Below are 20,271 nucleotides of genomic sequence, written 5' to 3'. Positions count from 1 at the left end.
AAATTTAAGGAGTTTTTATGACCTTACAACAATTAAGATATCTAATTGCCATAGCAGAGGAAGGGTCAATTTCAAAGGCAAGCCAGGCCCTTCTTGTAAGCCAGCCTTCCTTATCAAAGTCTATGTTTGATTTGGAAAAAGAAATGGGAATAAAAATATTTACTAGAAATAACAGGGGAGTTAATTTAACTGAAGAGGGAGAAATATTTTTGGCCTATTCTAGGTCGGTGGTAGAACAGGCAGATTTTTTGGAAAATAATTATAAGAAAAAAGAAGTTCTCAAAAGAGTTTTTTCTATTTCAAGTCAACATTACGCCTTTGTTGTTAATGCCTTTGTTATGCTTGTTAAAAAATATGGGGAAGAAAAGTATGAATTTTCTTTAAGAGAGACTACGACTTCTCAAATTATTGAGGATGTAAAGACTCTTAGAAGTCAAATTGGAATAATATATCTTTCAAATTTTAATAGGAATATTATTTTGGGAATTTTGGAGAGAGAAAATTTAGAATTTCATTCAATATTTAAGGCAAGTCCCCATATTTTTATTTGTAAAGATAATCCTCTTGCAAAAAAAGATGTAATTAGACTTGATGATTTAAAAAAGTATCCTAGACTATCATATGAGCAAGATAAAAATAATTCCTTTTATTTTTCAGAAGAATTATTTCCTACTGAGTACAGTCCCAAAAATATTGTAGTAACAGATAGGGCTTCAATTTTTAATTTAATGATAGGCCTTAATGGTTACACCATTACATCTGGGGTTTTATCAGAGGATTTAAATGGGACAGGAATTATTGCCAAAAAATTAGATGCTAATGAAGAGATGGATATTGGTTATATTTCCCTAAAAAATAGACCACTAGATTTTATTAGCCAATCCTATATTAAATATTTAAAAGAATATATTGAAAATTTTTCTAAATAAGTGCTATAGAAAAAAACTATATCTAATAATAGAAAATAAGTATTAACACTAATAAGCCAAATTGCTTTATACTTTATGAAAGAATAAAAAAAGCAATGGCTTATTTTTTTAGCCAAAAAGGAGATAAAAATGAAAACATCTATTATTGGATTTCCAAGAATTGGAGAAAATAGAGAATTGAAATTCGCAACAGAAAAATATTTTAGGAATGAAATAAAATTTTCTGAACTTGAAAATGTTGGAAAAGAAATTAGAAAAAATGCATTGCAAAAACAAAAAGACTTAGATTACATAGTATCTAATGATTTTTCATATTACGATTTATTTTTAGATACAGCTTTTACCTTTAATGTTATAGCTAAAAGGTATAGGCAATTAAACTTATCTGCTATCGATACATACTTTGCAATGGCAAGAGGTTATCAAAAAGATGGACTTGATGTAAAGGCTCTTTCAATGAAAAAATGGTTCAACACAAATTACCACTATATGGTTGCAGAAATTGAAGATGATACTGAAATAAAATTAAATTCTACAAAAGCCTTTGACCAATACAAGGAGGCCAAAGATTTAGGTTATGAAACAAAGTCAACTATAGTAGGAATTTTTACATTTTTGAAATTATTGGATTATAAGGGAGAAAAAAATATTAATGATTTTAAAGATGACTTTGTAAAGGCTTATATTTCTTATATAGAAAAATTCCAAGAACTTGGTCTTAAAACTCTTCAGTTTGAAGAAGCCTACCTAGTTTATGATTTAAGCAAGGAAGATATTGACTTGTTTAAAGAAGTTTACCAAAAAATCTTAGCTAAAAAAGGCTCTATTAAAATAATACTTCAAACTTATTTTGGTGATATTAGAGATATTTACCAACAATTGCAAGAACTAGACTTTGATGGAATCGGTCTTGATTTTGTAGAAGGAAGAAAAACTTTAGACTTAATTGAAAAATATGGATTTGCAAAAGGCAAAACTTTATTTGCAGGACTTATAAATGGAAAAAATATCTGGAGAAATTCATATGAAAAAACTTTAGGAATAATTGAAAAATTAAAGGAAAAAGAAATAGACTTTGTAATCCAAGCCTCATCATCTTTAATTCATGTTCCTTATAGGGTAGATTTTGAAGATGAATTGGATGAAAAATATAAAAAACATTTTGCCTTTGCTTATGAAAAGCTAGAAGAATTAAATGATTTGAAAAAATTAGCAGATCTAGATTATAAAAAGGATCAAGATTTTATTAATAATAAAAAACTTTTTGAAGATAGAAAAAATCTTTGTGATAGGGAGGTTAAAGATAGGATAGAAAATCTAAAAGATTTAGATTTTGTAAGATGTGATTCTTTTGAAAAAAGAGAAGAGGTACAAAAAGAAGAATTAAATCTTCCATTATTCCCAACAACAACCATAGGATCTTTCCCACAAACTTTAGACGTAAAAAGAAATAGGAAAAAATATAAAAATGGGCAAATAACAAAAAAAGAATACGAAGAATTTAATTATAAAAAAATTGAAGAATGTATAAGGCTACAAGAAGATTTGGGTCTAGATGTCTTGGTTCATGGTGAATATGAAAGAAATGACATGGTAGAATATTTTGGTGAACATTTATCAGGATACTTGTTTACAAAAAAAGCCTGGGTTCAATCTTATGGTACAAGGTGTGTAAAACCACCAATAATTTGGTCTGATATAAAAAGAGAAGAAGAAATTACAGTAAAATGGTCATCATACGCAAAATCTTTGACAGAAAAACCTATCAAAGGAATGCTAACAGGTCCTGTAACAATTTTAAATTGGTCTTTTCCAAGAGAAGATATATCTGTAAAAGAATCAACTTATCAAATAGCCCTTGCAATTAGGGATGAAGTTTTAGACTTGGAAAAAGCAGGAATAAATATTATACAAATAGATGAGGCAGCTCTTAGGGAAAAATTACCACTAAGAAAATCTGATTGGTTCAGCCAATATTTAGATTGGGCAATTCCAGCATTTAGGTTAGTTCATTCAGCTTGCAAGGTAAATACCCAAATCCATACCCATATGTGCTATTCTGAATTTACAGACATAATAAAATCTATTGATCAAATGGATGCTGATGTAATTAGTTTTGAAGCTTCAAGGTCAAATCTTGAAATACTTGACTCCTTAAAAGAAAATAATTTTAGGACGCAAGTTGGACCTGGGGTCTATGATATTCATTCACCTAGAGTTCCTTCTGTTGAAGAAATTGAAAATACTTTAAGAAAAATTCTTGAGAAAGTTGACTATAAAAAGCTTTGGGTAAATCCAGATTGTGGTCTAAAAACTAGGGGAGAAGAAGAAACTGTAAAGGCTCTTGAAAATTTGGTAAGGGCAAGTAAGGAGCTTAGAGATGAATATAGGAAGTAAAGATTGTGTTTTAAGTTTTGAAGTTTTCCCGCCAAGAAAAAATTTACCCATAGAGTCAATTTATAATACTATTGATAGGTTAATAGATTTAAAACCTGAATCAATCTCTGTAACTTATGGGGCAGCAGGAAATGATACGAGCAAAAGAACTTTTGAGCTTGCAGGGCAAATAAAAAAACATGGTGTAGAATCAGTAGCCCATTTAATTTCTATAGGTTTAAGTGAAGATGAACTTACAAGAAAATTAAAAATTTTAAAGGAAAAAAATGTAAATAAAATATTAGCCTTGAGGGGAGATATACCAAAATTTTCATATGAAAAAGGTGATTTTGACCATGCATCTGATTTAATAAGGTCTATAAAAGAAAAGGGAAATTTTTATGTAATGGCTGCAGCCTATCCAGAAGGTCATATTGACAGTCCAAATCTAGTAGAAGATATAAAAAATTTGAGAAAAAAAGTTGATGCAGGTTGTGATAGTCTTGTTACTCAATTATTTTTTGATAATGAAGATTTTTATAGGTTTAGGGATATGTGTGACTTGGCAGGAATTGATGTGCCAATACAAGCAGGAATTATGCCTGTAATAAATAAAAAACAGATAGAGAAAATGATAAGTTTAAATGGCATAAAACTTCCAAAAAAATTTTTGAAAATTATGAAAAGGTATGAAGGTGATAAAATTGCTATGAGAGATTGTGGAATTGCCTATGCAGTAGATCAAATAGTAGATCTTATTTCCTCAGGAGTTGAGGGGATCCACCTTTATACAATGAATAATCCTTATATAGCAGAAAAAATTCACGAGTCAATTAAAAATTTAATAAAATTATAAGCCCATAAGAAATTGTTGCAAAAATAAATTTGCAGCAATTTTTTTATAGAATTTAAAAAATTGATAAAAACTATTATTCTTTATATAATAATAATAGTTTTTTATAGAAGGTGATCGAATGAAAATAGAAAAAGTAAAATTAGAAAACGGTGAAACTATGGCCTATAGGCATGTAGGTAAAGGGGAAAATAAGGTGATTTTAATTCATGGCTTCCAATCATCTTCCCAATTTTTTGAAGATTTGTTGGAAAGTCTTGATGAAAATATTGAAGTTTTTGCCCCGGATTTAATTGGTTATGGGGAAAGTTCTTATGAAAATAAGCACAAGGAAATGGCAGATTGGGCCAAAGATTTAAAATATTTTTCTCAAAAATTAAATTTAGAAAATTTCAGCCTGGCTGGTTGGTCTTTGGGAGGCCATGTTGCTATGGATTTTGCCGGTCTTTATCCTGATTTGATAAAGAATTTGATTTTGATAGCCTCTGTTGGTGTTAAGGGATTTATAATGCCGAAAGATAAACAGGCGAAAGATGACGATAGTAAGTTAAAACTACCTAATTTTTTAAAAAATTTTAATATAAAACACGACCATTCTTTTACAGTTCCGATTTTAAATGGAATAAAAGATAAGGATATAGATTTTTTTGAAGATTTGTTTAGGCAAACTATATATAATGTAAATGATCCTAATCCCGACGATTTGAGAAAAATGGCAGAAGATTTTTTGAAACAAAGGTGTTTTTTGGAATCTCTTTTAGCTATGGTTACATATAATAATACAAATAAGGGTGGAAGTGGACTTATTGAAAAAATAGATAAAAAAGTAACTTGGATTCATGGAGATAAGGACATGGTAGTTCCAATCGATGATGCTATTGAAAGTATAGGATATTTTCCAAATAAGGTGGACTTTATAAAGTTTGATAATTCTGGTCATGCTATTTTTGTTGATGAAAAAGAAAAGTTTATAAAAATATTTGAAGATTTAATAAAAAATGAAAATTAAAGTAATTTATTTTATTATAATTTCTATAATTTCACTTATATTGACAATTTATGATAAAATAGCCTCTAAAAAGTTTAAGAGAAATAGAATTAGGGAAAATGTACTTTTATTTTTTGCTTTTATTGGTGGAAGTCTTTCTATGTATATTACTATGAGACTCATTAAACACAAAACCCGCCACAAAAAATTTATGATTTCTCTTCCTATTATAATAATTTGTCAGTTATTTATAATATTTTATATATTTCGTTGATTTTTTGTTAGATTTCTTATAAAATTAGAGGTAAATAAAGAAAAAAGGATGGAAGATGGAAAATATAAACAGTAATTTTAATAAGAAAGTAAAGGCTGCTTGCAATAAGAAGGAAGATTTATTTGACTCAAGTATATTAAAATATATTTTTAGGTCAGCCCTTGCAGGAATTTTTCTAACTTTAACAACCCTTGCAGGTTTAATAGCAGCAGATCATTTATCAGGGCTAAGTCCTGTTATGGCAAAGCCAGCTTTTGCAGGAATTTTTGCAATTGGTCTTTGTTATGTTTTGTTTTTAAATGCAGAACTTGCAACAGGAAATATGATGTTTTTGACAGCAGGAGTTTATAATAAATATATTAGTTTAAAAAAGGCTATTATTATTTTATTAGTTTGTACTCTTGGAAATTTAATTGGGGCATATTTGGTTTCATTTGTGACAAGTCTTACTTCAGCAATAAATGCCTTTGACGCCAATAGTTTTCTAACAAGCCTTGTTAGTGCAAAATTAGATAAGACAAGTATGGATATTTTATTTGCAGGATTGTTGGCAAATGTATTTGTAAATTTAGCAGTTTTATCATTTGTACTTGTAGAAAATCAAGCTTTCAAAGGATTTTTGATAATGAGTGCTGTATTTATGTTTGTATATATAGGACTTGAGCACGTTGTGGCAAATTTTGGATTATTTTCTCTAGTACAATTTTCTGGAAATATGAAAGAAAATTTCACCTTGGCAAATGTACTTAGACAATGGATATTTGCATTTTTAGGAAACTATCTTGGTGGAGGAATTTGCATAGGCCTATTATATGCTTGGCTAAACGATACTAAATCTAAATTTGTTGATTAATAAAAATATTTTACAAAGCGGCAAGAAATATTGCCGCTTTTAAATTTGAAAAAAGGGTAAGTATAGAAAAGTGGCAAAGGAGAAGATTATGAAAGAATACGTAGATTTATATGATAATTTTAGAAATAAAACTGGAAAAGTTATAGAAAGAAGAGATATAGTTCCTAAGGGCTTATTCAGACTTATTATTCACGTTTTGATATTTGACAAAAAGGGAAGGTTATTAATTCAAAAAAGAACAAAAAGCAAAAGATCTTGGCCTAATAAGTGGGATTTAACAGTTTCAGGAGCTGTATCAAGTGGGGAAACTTCTCAAATTTCTGCATCAAGAGAATTGTTTGAAGAGCTTGGTATAAAATATGATTTTTCTAATTCTTATCCAAATATCTCAATAAATACTGGCTTTAGGATTGACGATGTTTATATCATAAAAAATAAGGATATCAACTTAAAAAAATTAAAACTACAAGAAGAAGAAGTTTCTGATGCCAAGTTTGTAAATTTAAAGCAATTATTAGAAATTATTGATAGGGGAGAATTTGTTCCTTACCAAAAAGATTACATTAATTTATTATTTTATTTAAGAGATAATACAAATTTATTTGAAAATTATTAATATCAATTATCATTTTCCTTTAAAAAGGTGTATAATAATATAGAATTCATAGTAAAAGACTAGGAATAAATTTTAAAGGAGGAAAAATGAAAGACAGTAAAGTAATTTTAGTAGGTGATGGAGCTGTAGGAAGTTCTTTTGCTTATGCTTCTACAATTCTTGGTATTGGAAGAGAATTGGGAATAATTGATATAAATGAAAAAAAGGCTGAGGGAGATGCGATGGATCTTTCTGATGTTCTTTCTTTTACAAATCCGAAACAAATTTACAAGGCAGATTACAGTGATTGTAAGGATGCAGAAGTGGTAGTTATTACTGCTGGAATTCCACAAAAATCTGGTGAATCTAGGCTTGATTTAATAGAAAAAAATCTTAAAATTTTTAAAGATATGATTGGACAAATCGTAGATAGTGGTTTTGATGGAATATTTTTGGTTGCATCAAATCCAGTTGATATTTTAACTTATGCAACTTGGAAGTATTCAAATTTCCCAGCAAATAAAGTTATAGGAACAGGTACAACTCTTGATTCTTCAAGGTTTAAAAAAGAAATTGCAAATTTAATTGGAATTGATCCAAGAAGTGTTGAAGCATTTATAATGGGAGAGCATGGAGATAGTGAATTTGCAGTTTGGTCTCACACAAATGTTGGTGGTATGCCTTTATATGAATGGGTAAAAATGCATAGCGAAACTGATGAAAAGGAACTTTTGGATACATTTGATAAGGTAAAAAATGCAGCTTATGAAATAATTGATAAAAAAGGTGCAACTTTTTATGGAATAGGCATGGCCCTTGCAAGAATAGTTGAAGCAATTATTAACGATCAAAATTCTGTATTTTCAACATCATCATATCTTGATGGTGAATATGGTCTAAATGATATTTATATCGGAGTCCCATCAGTTATAGGAAAAGATGGGGTGAAATGGGTTTTGGAAGTTCCACTTACAGATACAGAAAATGAAAGAATGCAAGCAAGTGCCAAAACTTTAAAAGATATAATTGATAAATCAAACTTATAACAAATTACTGTCACAAATTATGTGGCAGTTTTTTATTTATGGGTATATTATTTAAATACAATATTAAAGGATGGAGATAAATATGGCAGATATAAAAAAAATTAAGGAAATGGAAGAAATTTTAAATAAAAATTCCAAGGCTGTTGAAGAGTTTAGAAAAGCTTTAGAAAAATTTAAAAAAAGTCAAAAAGATTTTAAGAAACTTTCTGATTATTATTCATCACAAGAGTATATGGATGATTTGGACCAATCAAACCAAGGAAAAATTGACTCAGAAATAAGTCAGGGAATTTTTTCAGAAGATTTAGTTTATGATTTACTAGGTGATAATTATTATTTGGCAGTAGATATGCTTGAACTTGCGACTAAGATAATTAAAAATAATTAATTTTAAAAATCCCTCAGCATTTATTTGCTGAGGGATAATTTTATTTTCTTCTAACAGCCCTAACAATTGCTGAAACCAAAACAATTGACATAATAGCTTCTGGAAGACCGTTTGTAATTATTGCTCCAAAAATTGTGCTTCTTGCAGCATCTACTGAAATTCCTAGGGCTTTTACATATTTTTCTGCATAAAATAAATAAATAAAACCCATTACAAAAAGTGTATTAGTCATAGTTCCAACAAAGGATGCTATGGAAACTGATAAGTTTGAATTTTTATTTTTGTAAGTTAAAAAAAGCATTGAAATTGCTATAATTGTAATAATTATAGATAAGACAATTTGATAAACTTTTGCATTATTTGTGAAATTATAAAATACTAAATAAATCAAAAATCCTGTAAGAATTGTCCACAAAATTAAGGAAATTTTTCTAATTTTCTCATTGTTTTTATCTTTTAATCCTTTAAAAGTAAGTCCTGCAAAAACTCCTATTAAAATTCTTGGCAAAACAGAAACAATAGGATTATAAAATACAAATGAAATTGGACCTGGTCTAAGCATTGCATTAGCAATTGATGAAAGACCAAAAATAAATCCTACAAGTCCACCAACTAAAGGGCCTTCTAAAATTGCTGCTATAATTACTGGAATGTGCATGGTGGTTATATTAATTAAACCTAAGGGAATATATCCCATTGGAGTCAATCCTAAAACTATAGTAATAGCTCCAAGCATTGCAACAGTAACCATTTTACGTGTTTTTTCTTTATTATTCATATTACCTCCTGATACAACTCCTAATGGATGTCGTTCATATCCTATTAATATTATATGATAAAAAAAATAAATGTCTAAAAAATAACCTAAAAATTTAAAAGTAGAAAAATAAAAAGTATAAAAAAAACGTAGATAAAAATCTACGTTTTAAAATTGGTGCGCCATCAGGGATTCGAACCCTGGACACCCTGATTAAGAGTCAGGTGCTCTACCAACTGAGCTAATGGCACTAACTTGCTGACTTATTTATAATACCATTTCAAAATAAATTTGTCAACAATTTTTTTTATTTGCTAAATGCCCAGACATTTGCTATTTGATCTTTAATATCTTCATAAGGCCATTTGATTTTAGTATTTTTAATAGAATTTGGGTCATTTATTAATAATTTCCCATCCTCATAAGAATCAATTACCATAATATGACCGCTATTTGTAAAGTAACCATGGCGAACAGAAACAACTAAGGGTCCCTTTTTAAGGGCATTTTTAATTTCTTTTTCATCATTTTTTATTTCTTTAACATTGATGCCGTACTTATCAGATTCAGCTTTAAAAAAACTCCAAGCAATCCCTTCGTGGGTAATATAATTTTTTGCATCTTGGGCAATTATTCTAGGATTTATATTTTTATCATCTAAAAGTCTAGATAAAACCATGGACATAGAAGTTGGACCACAGCCAGAAATTCCAATGGTTTCACTTTCAATAATTTTATCATAGGCCCACCTGTCATCCCACTGAACGTAATATGGGGTTTTTCTACCAAGATTTATACTTTGACCTTCAAAAAAATTAAAGTTTGTCTTGCCATGATTTAGATTATAAATAAAATTAACGGTATCTGTATCATTTCCAATTAAAACTTTTTCGATATGATTAAGCTTATCGAAATTTTTTAAGGCCCATTCTAATTTCTTGTTTTTATGAATATTTTTATTTATATAAGATTTGAGCTCATTTTCATCAGTAGTTCTTATTTTCGCCTGGTAATTATTTTTATCGTTCATAATAGAAACCATATTAGCCTTGGCATTTTGATCAACTTTTATATGTTTTTGTGTGATTTTTTCTACGTCTCTTAATGTATTAGAAAAATCTTCATTTTTTATTTGGCTTTCATCTTTGCCACAAGAAGAGAGCGTAAAAATAAAGATTAATGTTAAAATAATTTTTTTCATTGATTCACCTTTTCTTATCAATTATTATATCAGAAAATTAAAAATCTATTAATTTAAATTTTATAAAAAAATCATCTTATATTTTTGTTTTTTTGTCAAAAATATAATTTATGCTATAATATCAAAAGGATGTTTACTTGGGACCCATCCGAAAAAAATCAAGGAGGTATATATGTCTGATCAAAGATATAATTTTAAAGATACGAATTTTTTAGTTAAGTCGGCTGTAGTTGCGGCTTTATATGCAGTAATTACATTGATGCTCCCATCACTAGCCTATGGTCCAATCCAGTTAAGGTTAAGTGAAATTATGGTTTTATTGGTATTTTATAATAGAAGATTTATACCAGGACTTTTATTGGGATGTTTTTTAGCTAATTTCGCATCAGATATTGCAGTATTTGATGTAATTTTTGGAACTTTTGCTTCATTTTTAGCATTTTCCTTAATTATTAGGCAAAAAAATTTGTTTATAGCATCATTATTTCCGGTTTTATTTATGTTTATACCAGCTATTGGTACATATTTACTATTAGATTCATCAACTGCATTTATAATAATGCTAGTTCAATTTATGATTTCTGAATTTATAGTAGTATCTGTAATTGGGTTTATTATTTTTAAAATTCTTGAAAGAAATACTGGCTTTATGAATATAATTAAAAATTTTTAAATTAAAAAAAGAGTGCAATTAAGCACTCTTTTTAAATTTACTTATTTTTCTTCTTCATCTTTAGAATTTTTTTCTTTAAATTCTTCTTTTGTTAGAACATCAACAATTTCAGCTTTTACAGCTTGAACTTTTATTCCTGTAAGAGAGTTTACTTCTTTTTTAATATTTCTATCTAAAGAAGCGAAAACTTCTTGAGCTTTTTTTCCATATTCAAGGATGATTTTTGTGTTTACTACAGCGTTTTTAGCATCATCAACATCAATTGAGATTCCTGATGTATTTTCTCCGTCTGTGAAGTTATCAGCTATTGATGAAAATACATTTTTTTTCAATTCTAAAACACCATCAGTTTTTACCAAAACTTTTTTTGCGATTTTTGCAATTACATTATCATTTATTGTATATTCACTTACTTCATTAGCATATTCAGCTTGAACATCTTTGTTTTCAATTTTATCCATTATTTTCTCCTTTTAATTTTTATCTTAATCGATTACCTTATATAATTACCCTAAATATATTTAAACAAACATTTATTTGGATAGTTTTTTTATAATTTGCTCGATTTCCTCAATTTTTTCTATTCCATCATCTTTACTTCCGTTTTCAACGGCATGATAAACACAATGTTCAAGGTGGGAGGAGAGGACATCGGTGTTCACATTCTTTAATATAGAAATTGATGCCATTAATTGATTTGATATGTCTATACAATACCTATCACTTTCTACCATTTTTATTAGGCCATCAATTTGTCCTTTTACAGTTTTTAATTTCCTTAAAGTTTTATCCTTATCAGCCTTCATTATTTGTACTCTATACCAACAAATTCATATCCTGCATCATTGATTTTATCAGCTATTTCTTTTTCATCAATTGATCCAAAAAATTCAACATTTGCAAGCTTTTCATCTAAATTTACTTCAGCATTTTCAATTCCTGCAATTGATTTTAGGGTTTCTTCTACACGATTTTTGCAGTGGTTACAGCTCATATTGTTAACTTTTACTATCATTTTGTTTAATTCTTTCATTTTATTCTCCTTTTTTATTTTATTATTGTCATTTTCTATAATTTCTTTAATTTTTTTATCATTTTCAAAGTTAGCCTTAAAATTTCTAAGTCTTAGTGAGTTTAGGCAAACAAATACTGATGATAAGCTCATTGCAAAGGCTCCAAACATTGGTGAAAGTTTTATGCCAAAACTTGGATATAGGAGTCCTGCTGCAAGAGGTATTCCAATTACATTATAGAAAAATGCCCAAAATAAGTTCTCTTTTATTGTTTTTATGGTGGCTTTTGAAAGTTTTATGGCTGATACAATATCTAAAATATTGTTTTTTATTAAAATTACATCTGCAGATTCTATTGCTACATCTGTACCATTTCCAATAGCCATAGACACATCACTTCTAGCTAGAGCTGGTGCATCATTTATTCCATCACCAACCATCAATACTTTCTTACCCTGATTTTTAAGTTTTTTAACTTCTTTTTCCTTATCTTCTGGTAAAACTTCTGCATATTTGTAATCAATATTTAAAGATTTTCTAATAGCTTCCGCAGTTTTTTCGTTATCTCCGGTGATCATTCTAACTTCATAGCCCAATTTTTTCATCTCATCAATGGCAACTTTTGATAAGGATTTTGGCCTATCTTGGACAGCTATTATCCCTATAACTTCTTTTTCATTAGCAAAATACATGGAAGTTTTTCCTTGGCTTGAAAGTTTATCTGATTTTTTTTCGTAAGATTTTAAGTTAATATTTTTTTCTTTCATTAAGGAAATATTTCCACCATAATAAATTTTATTTTTATAGCTTGCTTTAATTCCCTTTCCGCTTATTGATTCAAAATTTGAAACTTCAATATTTTCTATATTTTTTTCTTCTGCAAATTCATTTATGGCATTTGAAAGGGGATGTTCACTTTTGATTTCCATAGATGATGCAAGTTTTAAAAATTCATTTTCATCTAAATCTGTAAGAATATCAGTAACTTGAGGTTTACCTTCAGTTATTGTCCCTGTTTTATCAAGTAAAATTGTATCTACCTTGTGAAGATTTTCTAAACTTTCTGCATTTTTAAATAGTAAACCATATTCTGCACTTTTTCCTGTTGCAACCATAATTGCCATAGGAGTTGCAAGTCCCAAAGCACATGGACAAGAAATTACTAAAACTGATATTGCAAGGTTTAAAGAAAATTCAAATCCATATCCCAAAAACATCCAAGTTATAAAAGTAATTAAAGAAATAAGCATTACAGTCGGAACAAAAACTGCTGAAATTTTATCGGCAAGTTTTGCGATTGGTGCCTTACTTTCATTTGCCTCATTAACAAGTTCAATTATTTTTGAAAGAGTTGTATCTTCTCCTACTTTTAAAGCTTCAAAAACAAATGAACCTTGCTTGTTAATTGTTGCAGAAATTACCTCGTCGCCAACATTTTTATTTACAGGCATGGATTCACCAGTTATGGCAGACTCATCGACAAGGGATGATCCTTCCTTAATGATTCCATCCACTGCTATTGATTCTCCAGGCCTTACAATAATCAAGTCACCCTTTTTTAAATCTTCTACAGGGATTTCTTTTTCCACTCCATCAAGTAAAATTCTTGCCTTTTTGGGAGCAAGATCCATCAAAGCTTCCAAAGATTTTTTGGTTTGGCCCTTAGATCTTTTTTCAAAATATTTTCCAAGAGTTATCAAAGTCAAAATCATGGCAGAAGATTCGAAATATAAATTTGTCCTATACATTTCTACAATATCTAATTTAGAAAAACCAAGGCCATAAGCCATCCTAAATATTGCAAAAATTCCATAAACAACAGCTGCAAAAGAACCAAGCCCTACAAGGGTATCCATATTTGGGGCTTTGTTGATAAGTCCTTTGAACCCAGAAATATAAAAAATTCTATTTACAAATATAACTGGAATTGTTAATAAAAATTGCACAAAAGCAAAATTTACGCTACCTTCTACACCATGTAAAAAATGTGGTAGGGGCAGGTTAATCATATGTCCCATGGAAACATACATCAAAGGAATCATAAATAAAAATGAAATAATTAACCTATTTTTTACATTTTTTTCATCATTATTATTTTTTGAACTATCCTCAGATTTTTTTTCATTAACTGGACTTGCACCATAGCCTATTTTTTCAACTGCATTTATAATATCGTCTTTGGAAATTTTCTTCTCATCATATGAAACATTCATTGTTTCGCTAACAAGATTTACATTTACACTATTAACACCGAGTTTTTCTACAGCCTTTTGAACATTGGCCTGGCAAGATGCACAAGTCATTCCAGTAACCTTAAATCGTTCTTTCATTTTACCTCCTTACTAACACCCTATGGGGGTGTATACTTTTATTATATTATAAATTTTTTTTTTGTAAAGAAATTTAAAATTTTCGGGTAAAAATTTACAAAGGAGTAAAAAATGAAAAGATATAATATGATTTTTAAGGGAAGAGTTCAAGGAGTTGGATTTAGGTACAAATCATTTATGATTGCAAATGAACTAGGACTTACAGGAGATGTTTATAATTTGTATGATGGAGATGTTGAAGTAAATGTTCAAGGAGAACAAGAAAAAATTGATATATTTTTAGATGGACTTTCTCATGATAGGTTTATTAGAATTGATAAGGTAAATATAAAGGAAGAAGAAATAAAGAATGATGAAAAAAAATTTAAATTATCATAAAAAATAAGGAGCCTTGAATGAACAAGGTCCTTAATCTTTTTTAAATATATTTTCTATAAGAGGGTTAATAATTGCAAGAATTATTGATGCAAAAATTGCTGTAGAAAATGAATCAATACTAGCCCCACTTGATAGATTAAAGGTAATTTCCAAAACTATTGCATTTACTATAAAGGAAAATAATCCAAAAGTTATTATAGTTAATGGAAGTGACAAAAGTTTTAAAATTGGTTTTATAATCGCATTAACAAGTATTAAAAGTATGGCTGTGATTATAAAAGCCTTATTTTCTGTAAAACTTATACCAGAAAATAAAAGGTCAAGTATATATAGGCTTATAGCATTTACTAGACATTGAATAAGTAATTTCATAATTATCTCCTTTATTTTTTATTTTACGGGAAAATGGAATAAAGTCAACATTTGAAAGAAAATGAATGAAAATGATTGACTTTGAATGAAAGGGCGTTATAATATTAGCAAATGATATTTGAAAAAAGAATTGAAATAATTTTAAATATTTTAAAAAAACAAAGACAAGTTTCTAATAAGATTTTAAAATCAAATTTAAATGTTAGCGAATCAACTCTAAGAAGGGACTTGGATTATCTAGAAAAAAGAGGATATATCAAAAGAGTTCATGGGGGAGCAGTTCTTTCTAATATTGAATTTGAAGAAAAATCTTATGATAAAAATGTTGTGTCATGTATTGAAAGTAAAATAAAAATTGCCAAGAAGGCTTCAAAAGAAATTTTTGATAGCAAATATATTTATCTTGATGGGGGAACAACTATAAATCAACTTATAGATTATCTGCCAAAAGATTGTACTGTTATTACAAATGGAATTATGCATTTGGAAAAACTAGGAAAAAATAATATAAAAACAATTTTTCTTGGTGGAAATATTAAGACAAGAACAAATGTTGTAGTTGGTGAGCAAACTTTGGATAATTTGTTAAAGTATAATTTTGACCTTTGCTTTGTTGGGGCAAATGGATATTGTAACGGCGAATTTACAACCCATGATCCTAATGAAGCAATAATTAAAAATACTGCCATAAAAAGATCTAAAAGATCTATAATTTTGCTTGATAAGTCAAAGTTTGGCAAGGTTTATTTTTCTAAAATATGTAATATTGAAGATGTAGATTTAATTACGGAGGAGCTATGATTTATACACTTACCTTAAATCCATCTATTGACTATGTTTTGAGAATTGAAAGATTTGATGATGGACAAACCATAAGAAGTAAAAGCGAAGAAAAATATCCTGGTGGAAAGGGAATTATGGTTTCTAAACTTTTGAAGAATCTTGGAGCGAAGTCTATAAATATTGGTTTTTTAGGTGGTTTTACAGGAGAATTTATTAAAAATAAATTAGAAAATCTAGGGATTGACCAAGAGTTTACAAAAATTTCTGATGATTCAAGAATAAATGTAAAACTAAAATATGATACAGAAACTGAAATAAATGCTCAAGGACCCCAAATAAAGGAAGAAGAAATTGAAGAATTTTTAAATTATTTGGATAATCTCAATGAAGATGACTTTGTAGTAATTTCAGGATCAATTCCAAAATCTTTGGGAGATGATTTTTATAGAGTTATTGTAAACTTACTTGAGATGAATAATGTAAGATTTGCCCTTGATACTTCAGGGAAAAAATTATTTAACTTATCTGCTTATAGGCCTTTCTTGGTAAAACCAAACAAGGATGAGCTTGGTGAAATTTTTGAAGATAGCATTGATAGTGATGAAAAAATAATAAAATATGCTAGAAAATTGATTGATCAGGGAGCAGAAAATGTAATTGTATCTCTTGGAAAAGATGGATCAATCTTTGTTGATAATAATATGGCTTATAAGGCAAAACCAATTGAGGGAAAATTAATTAATTCTGTAGGAAGTGGAGATAGCATGGTTGCAGGATATATTTATGGATATATGAAGGGGCTTTCAAAAATAGATTCATATAAACTTGCAATTGCTTGTGGAAGTGCAACAGCATTTAGTCCTGATATTGCAGAAAAAAATTTAATTTATCAAATATTAGAAAAAGTTGAGGTAGAAGAATGCAAATAAAAGATTTATTAAAAAGAAATCTGATGATTATGGAGCTTAAATCATCAAGCAAAATGGATGTTATTGATGAAATTGCTCAAAAATTTTTCGATGAGGGAATTGTTGGAAGTAAAGAGGAATTTAAAGAAGGCTTGATTAAAAGAGAAAGCGAGACTTCAACTGCCTTGGGTGAAGGTATTGCAATGCCACATGCAAAAGTCGATACTGTAAAAGAACCTGCAGTTTTATTTGCGAAAAAAGCAGAAGGATTAGATTATGAAGCTCTTGATGGGGAAGATTCATTTGTGTTTTTCTCAATCGCTGTACCAAATGGGGAAAATAATCTTCACGTTCAAACTCTTGCGAAATTATCAAAAATGATTTTGAAAGAAGGCTTTATAGATAAATTAAAAGCAGCAAATAGTCCTGATGAAGTTTATGAAATAATTGATTCATATTCAGAAGAAGAAAAAGAAGTTTCAAAACCAGTAGAAGAGAATGAAAGTTCAAAATACATTATTGGTGTAACAGCATGTCCAAATGGGGTTGCTCACACTTATATGGCTCAGGAAGCATTAGAAAATGCTGGAAAAAAATTAAATGCAAAAATTAAGATAGAAACAAATGGATCAGACGGAGTTAAAAATAGACTAACTAGCGAGGATATTAAAAATGCCGACGCAGTAATTATAGCAGCTGATAAAAAAGTAGAAATGGCAAGATTTGATGGCAAAAAATTAATTCAAAGACCAGTTTCTGATGGGATTAGAAAGAGTGAAGAGCTAGTAAAAGATGCAATTGATGGAAAATTTTCAGTTTACCACGCAAGTGGAAGTGATAGTAAGGTGGAAGAAGTTTCTACAGAAAAAACTAGTCTAAAACAAGAAATTTATAAAGATTTGATGAATGGTGTAAGCCACATGCTACCTTTTGTAATTGGTGGTGGAATTTTGATGGCTATATCATTTTTGGCAGAAAGATTCTTGGGAGATAAGTCCCTTGCCTTTACATTTTTAAACAAAATAGGATCGGGAGCATTTTCCTTCTTGATTCCAATTTTAGCAGGATACATTGCTTATTCAATTGGAGATAGGCCAGCCTTGATGCCAGGTATGGTTGCAGGATTTCTTGCTAGCGAAAGTGCAGGATTTTTGGGAGGCTTAATTGGAGGTTTTCTTGCAGGATTAATAATTAACTTCCTTAAAAAAATATGTGAAAAAATGCCAAAATCACTTAATAGTGTAAAATCTATGTTGATTTATCCAGTCTTTGGTTTATTAATTACTGGCGCCTTAATGTTTTTCATTATCGATCCTGTCTTTACTGGAATAAATGATGGCTTAAATAATTGGTTAACAAATATGGGAGCTACAAATAAAGTATTGATTGGAGCTTTATTAGGTGGAATGATGGCTGCTGATATGGGTGGCCCAATAAATAAAGCAGCTTATACTTTTGCAACTGGTGCCTTTATTGGTACAAATGATGGGGCGTTTATGGCTGCTGTTATGGCAGGTGGAATGGTTCCTCCAATTGCGATTGCCCTTGCATCAACTTTCTTTAAAGATAAATTTACAGAAAATGAAAGAAAATCAGCAGTAAGTAATTATTTATTAGGTCTTTCATTTATAACAGAAGGAGCTATTCCTTTTGCAGCAGCAAAACCACAATTAATTATTCCTATATCTATTGTGGGAAGTGCTATAGCGGGAGGACTTACACAGTTATTTAATGTAAGTGTACCAGCACCACACGGTGGAATATTTGTTTTACCAGCAATGTCATCATTAAACCAAGCACTTTTCTTTATTGGATCATTTGTAATTGGTTCAATAGTATCAGCAATTTTATTAGGAATCTTTAAGAAAAAAGAAATTTAATTATATATTCACCAGCTTAAGATAACTTAGGCTGGTGTTTTTTAATTTGAAAAAATTGGGTATAGAAAAGACAAAGAGAGGTTTTTTATGAGTGAATTAAAAAAAGTTATCGATGAACAAAATATATTTTTTAGAACAGGAAGAACAAATACAGAAGATTTTAGAAAAAAGGCTCTGATAAAATTAAAAAATTCAATAAAAAAATATAGGGAAGATATTTTATATGCCCTAAAGATGGATCTTAATAAGTCTACTACTGAGTCATATATTTCAGAAATTGCAAATGTATATGGGGAAATAGACTTTGCCTTAAAAAATTTATCATATTGGATGAAAGATACAAGAGAGATTACCAACATAGAGGCAGCTCCCGCAAAATCATTTACTAGATATGAACCTTTGGGGATAACTTTAGTAATATCTCCATGGAATTATCCATTTTTACTTGCTATAGATCCAATAGTTAATGCAATTTCAAGTGGAAATACTATAATTTTAAAAACTTCAAGAAAGGCTGTTTATACATCAAAAATTATAAAAAAATTATTAGATGAAAATTTTGATAGGTCTTTTATTTATTGTGTAGATAATGAAAAGGTAAGTCATGAAGAACTATTATCTTATAAGTATGACCACATATTTTTCACAGGATCTTCAAAAGTTGGAAGAGAAATCATGGAAAAAGCAAGCAAAAATTTGACTAAAGTTACCTTGGAGCTTGGAGGAAAATCTCCTTGTATAGTTGATGAAAGTGCAAATTTAAAATTTGCAGCAAAAAGAATTATATGGGGAAAACTTTTAAATAGTGGACAAACTTGCGTAGCTCCAGATTATCTATTAGTGCACAAGGATGTAAAAGATAAACTTTTAAGGCTTATGAAAGAAATGATTTTTGAATTTTTTGGTGATAGGGCGATTGACAATCCTGATTATCCAAGAATAATTGATAAAAAAGCTTTGGATAGGTTAGTTTCTTTGATGGAAGGTCAAGATATTTATACGGGTGGCCTTTATAATTCAAAAACTTTAAAGATAGAGCCTACTATTATTAATAATGTAGATTTTTCAAATAAAATTATGAAAGAGGAGATTTTTGGCCCGATTCTTCCAGTAATTGAATATGATGATATCTTTAAGCTAATAAATAAATTAAAATTTATGGATAAACCTTTGGCAATGTATATTTTTAGTGAGGATAAAGACCATATTGATAGATTAACTTATGATTTATCATCTGGTGGTGTTTGTATCAATGATACTATTATGCATTTATCAAATCCTAATTTAGAATTTGGTGGTGTTGGAGAAAGTGGAAGTGGCGGATACCACGGGAAATTTGGTTTTATGAATTTTTCAAATAGAAAATCTATTATGATAAGGTCCAATAATATTGATGTAAATATAAAATATCCTCCTTATTCAAGAGTTCAAGAAAAAATAATTAAAAAAATTTTTAAGTAAGTCCTAAGTTTTTAGGATTCAGAGTGTAGACAAAGTATGAATGTAGATCATTATTTTATTTAAAAATAAAAATTAAGCTATATACCATCTCGACTAAGTGAGTGAAACGAACGCACGGAGAGATCTCACGAGATTTCTACGCTCACTGCATTCAGTCGAAATGGATATTTTTTTAGTTTTTCAATAGCCTGAGTCCTAAGTTTTTAGGACTTT

Annotated in this window: 21 protein-coding genes and 1 tRNA gene; 15 read left to right on the top strand and 7 right to left on the bottom strand. The window is 28.9% G+C overall.

Translation table 11 applies throughout. The features are described 5' to 3' along the window. Positions 1 to 17 precede the first annotated feature (17 nt). The 9 genes from CJ192_RS03155 to CJ192_RS03115 all read left to right on the top strand — a co-directional run bounded on the left by CJ192_RS03155 (position 18) and on the right by CJ192_RS03115 (position 8,302). On the top strand, positions 18 to 929 hold the full coding sequence (locus CJ192_RS03155) for a LysR family transcriptional regulator (RefSeq protein ID WP_102197741.1): 912 nt from the start codon (positions 18 to 20) through the stop codon (positions 927 to 929). Between the two features lie 129 nt (positions 930 to 1,058). Beyond that, on the top strand, positions 1,059 to 3,326 hold the full coding sequence (metE, locus tag CJ192_RS03150) for a 5-methyltetrahydropteroyltriglutamate--homocysteine S-methyltransferase (RefSeq protein ID WP_102197740.1): 2,268 nt from the start codon (positions 1,059 to 1,061) through the stop codon (positions 3,324 to 3,326). Continuing rightward, a complete protein-coding gene (gene metF / locus CJ192_RS03145) occupies positions 3,310 to 4,161 on the top strand; it encodes a methylenetetrahydrofolate reductase [NAD(P)H] (protein WP_102197739.1) in 852 nt (283 codons plus the stop codon). Before metE ends, metF begins: the two co-directional genes overlap by 17 nt. Positions 4,162 to 4,279: 118 nt before the next feature. Further along, entirely contained in the window at positions 4,280 to 5,167 is an 888-nt protein-coding gene (locus tag CJ192_RS03140; RefSeq protein ID WP_102197738.1) for an alpha/beta fold hydrolase, read from the top strand. Next, positions 5,157 to 5,420, top strand: a complete 264-nt coding sequence (locus tag CJ192_RS03135) for a DUF1294 domain-containing protein (protein WP_102197737.1) — start codon at positions 5,157 to 5,159, stop codon at positions 5,418 to 5,420. Before CJ192_RS03140 ends, CJ192_RS03135 begins: the two co-directional genes overlap by 11 nt. Positions 5,421 to 5,475: 55 nt before the next feature. After that, on the top strand, positions 5,476 to 6,273 hold the full coding sequence (locus CJ192_RS03130; protein WP_004815304.1) for a formate/nitrite transporter family protein: 798 nt from the start codon (positions 5,476 to 5,478) through the stop codon (positions 6,271 to 6,273). An 88-nt stretch (positions 6,274 to 6,361) separates the two neighbouring features. Continuing rightward, positions 6,362 to 6,889 carry an NUDIX hydrolase gene (locus tag CJ192_RS03125; RefSeq protein ID WP_102197736.1) on the top strand — a complete coding sequence of 176 codons (528 nt, stop codon included), beginning with the start codon at positions 6,362 to 6,364 and terminating at the stop codon, positions 6,887 to 6,889. A gap of 86 nt (positions 6,890 to 6,975) precedes the next feature. Next, complete coding sequence (locus tag CJ192_RS03120; RefSeq protein WP_004817662.1) at positions 6,976 to 7,914, top strand: L-lactate dehydrogenase; 939 nt, start codon at positions 6,976 to 6,978, stop codon at positions 7,912 to 7,914. 82 nt (positions 7,915 to 7,996) lie between these two features. Beyond that, positions 7,997 to 8,302, top strand: coding sequence for a DUF4298 domain-containing protein (locus CJ192_RS03115; protein WP_102197735.1), 306 nt, complete (start codon positions 7,997 to 7,999; stop codon positions 8,300 to 8,302). A 40-nt stretch (positions 8,303 to 8,342) separates the two neighbouring features. On the opposite strand, the gene CJ192_RS03110 is transcribed toward CJ192_RS03115, so the two are convergent. The 3 genes from CJ192_RS03110 to CJ192_RS03100 form a co-directional block, all read right to left on the bottom strand. Beyond that, a complete protein-coding gene (locus tag CJ192_RS03110) occupies positions 8,343 to 9,080 on the bottom strand; it encodes an ECF transporter S component (protein WP_102197734.1) in 738 nt (245 codons plus the stop codon). Between the two features lie 154 nt (positions 9,081 to 9,234). Then, positions 9,235 to 9,310: transfer RNA gene (locus CJ192_RS03105), tRNA-Lys, on the bottom strand. 56 nt (positions 9,311 to 9,366) lie between these two features. Then, positions 9,367 to 10,260: a C39 family peptidase gene (locus CJ192_RS03100; protein WP_102197733.1), complete on the bottom strand. Its 894-nt coding sequence runs from the start codon at positions 10,258 to 10,260 to the stop codon at positions 9,367 to 9,369. Between the two features lie 172 nt (positions 10,261 to 10,432). Between CJ192_RS03100 and CJ192_RS03095 the strand changes: the two genes are divergently transcribed. Beyond that, on the top strand, positions 10,433 to 10,933 hold the full coding sequence (locus CJ192_RS03095) for a QueT transporter family protein (RefSeq protein ID WP_004818284.1): 501 nt from the start codon (positions 10,433 to 10,435) through the stop codon (positions 10,931 to 10,933). 41 nt (positions 10,934 to 10,974) lie between these two features. Here the strand turns inward: CJ192_RS03095 and CJ192_RS03090 are convergent, their stop codons facing one another. The 3 genes from CJ192_RS03090 to CJ192_RS03080 form a co-directional block, all read right to left on the bottom strand. Further along, positions 10,975 to 11,394 (bottom strand): Asp23/Gls24 family envelope stress response protein, encoded by a 420-nt coding sequence (locus tag CJ192_RS03090; RefSeq protein WP_004815317.1) that lies wholly within the window; start codon positions 11,392 to 11,394, stop codon positions 10,975 to 10,977. A gap of 72 nt (positions 11,395 to 11,466) precedes the next feature. Then, positions 11,467 to 11,739: a metal-sensing transcriptional repressor gene (locus CJ192_RS03085; RefSeq protein WP_004818286.1), complete on the bottom strand. Its 273-nt coding sequence runs from the start codon at positions 11,737 to 11,739 to the stop codon at positions 11,467 to 11,469. Then, positions 11,739 to 14,276, bottom strand: coding sequence for a heavy metal translocating P-type ATPase (locus tag CJ192_RS03080; protein WP_102197732.1), 2,538 nt, complete (start codon positions 14,274 to 14,276; stop codon positions 11,739 to 11,741). Before CJ192_RS03080 ends, CJ192_RS03085 begins: the two co-directional genes overlap by 1 nt. 111 nt (positions 14,277 to 14,387) lie before the next feature. Between CJ192_RS03080 and CJ192_RS03075 the strand changes: the two genes are divergently transcribed. Beyond that, positions 14,388 to 14,654, top strand: coding sequence for an acylphosphatase (locus CJ192_RS03075; RefSeq protein WP_102197731.1), 267 nt, complete (start codon positions 14,388 to 14,390; stop codon positions 14,652 to 14,654). Positions 14,655 to 14,684: 30 nt separating this feature from the next. Here the strand turns inward: CJ192_RS03075 and CJ192_RS03070 are convergent, their stop codons facing one another. Next, positions 14,685 to 15,026, bottom strand: a complete 342-nt coding sequence (locus CJ192_RS03070; protein ID WP_004818294.1) for a phage holin family protein — start codon at positions 15,024 to 15,026, stop codon at positions 14,685 to 14,687. Positions 15,027 to 15,137: 111 nt separating this feature from the next. Here CJ192_RS03070 and CJ192_RS03065 point away from each other — a divergent pair, with 111 nt between their 5' ends. The 4 genes from CJ192_RS03065 to CJ192_RS03050 all read left to right on the top strand — a co-directional run bounded on the left by CJ192_RS03065 (position 15,138) and on the right by CJ192_RS03050 (position 20,058). Further along, the gene (locus CJ192_RS03065; RefSeq protein ID WP_102197730.1) at positions 15,138 to 15,827 is read left to right on the top strand and encodes a DeoR/GlpR family DNA-binding transcription regulator; all 690 of its coding nucleotides are present in this window, start codon (positions 15,138 to 15,140) and stop codon (positions 15,825 to 15,827) included. Further along, positions 15,824 to 16,738 (top strand): 1-phosphofructokinase, encoded by a 915-nt coding sequence (gene pfkB, locus CJ192_RS03060; RefSeq protein ID WP_102197729.1) that lies wholly within the window; start codon positions 15,824 to 15,826, stop codon positions 16,736 to 16,738. Before CJ192_RS03065 ends, pfkB begins: the two co-directional genes overlap by 4 nt. Further along, on the top strand, positions 16,729 to 18,597 hold the full coding sequence (locus CJ192_RS03055) for a PTS fructose transporter subunit IIABC (RefSeq protein ID WP_102197728.1): 1,869 nt from the start codon (positions 16,729 to 16,731) through the stop codon (positions 18,595 to 18,597). Before pfkB ends, CJ192_RS03055 begins: the two co-directional genes overlap by 10 nt. Positions 18,598 to 18,684: 87 nt before the next feature. Next, positions 18,685 to 20,058 carry an aldehyde dehydrogenase family protein gene (locus tag CJ192_RS03050; protein ID WP_102197727.1) on the top strand — a complete coding sequence of 458 codons (1,374 nt, stop codon included), beginning with the start codon at positions 18,685 to 18,687 and terminating at the stop codon, positions 20,056 to 20,058. Positions 20,059 to 20,271: the final 213 nt, after the last annotated feature.

This window comes from Anaerococcus hydrogenalis (assembly GCF_002871895.1).
Classification (GTDB): domain Bacteria; phylum Bacillota; class Clostridia; order Tissierellales; family Peptoniphilaceae; genus Anaerococcus; species Anaerococcus hydrogenalis.
The sequence above is the reverse complement of the archived record's forward strand: the minus strand, read 5'-3'. Positions and strand labels throughout refer to the sequence as shown.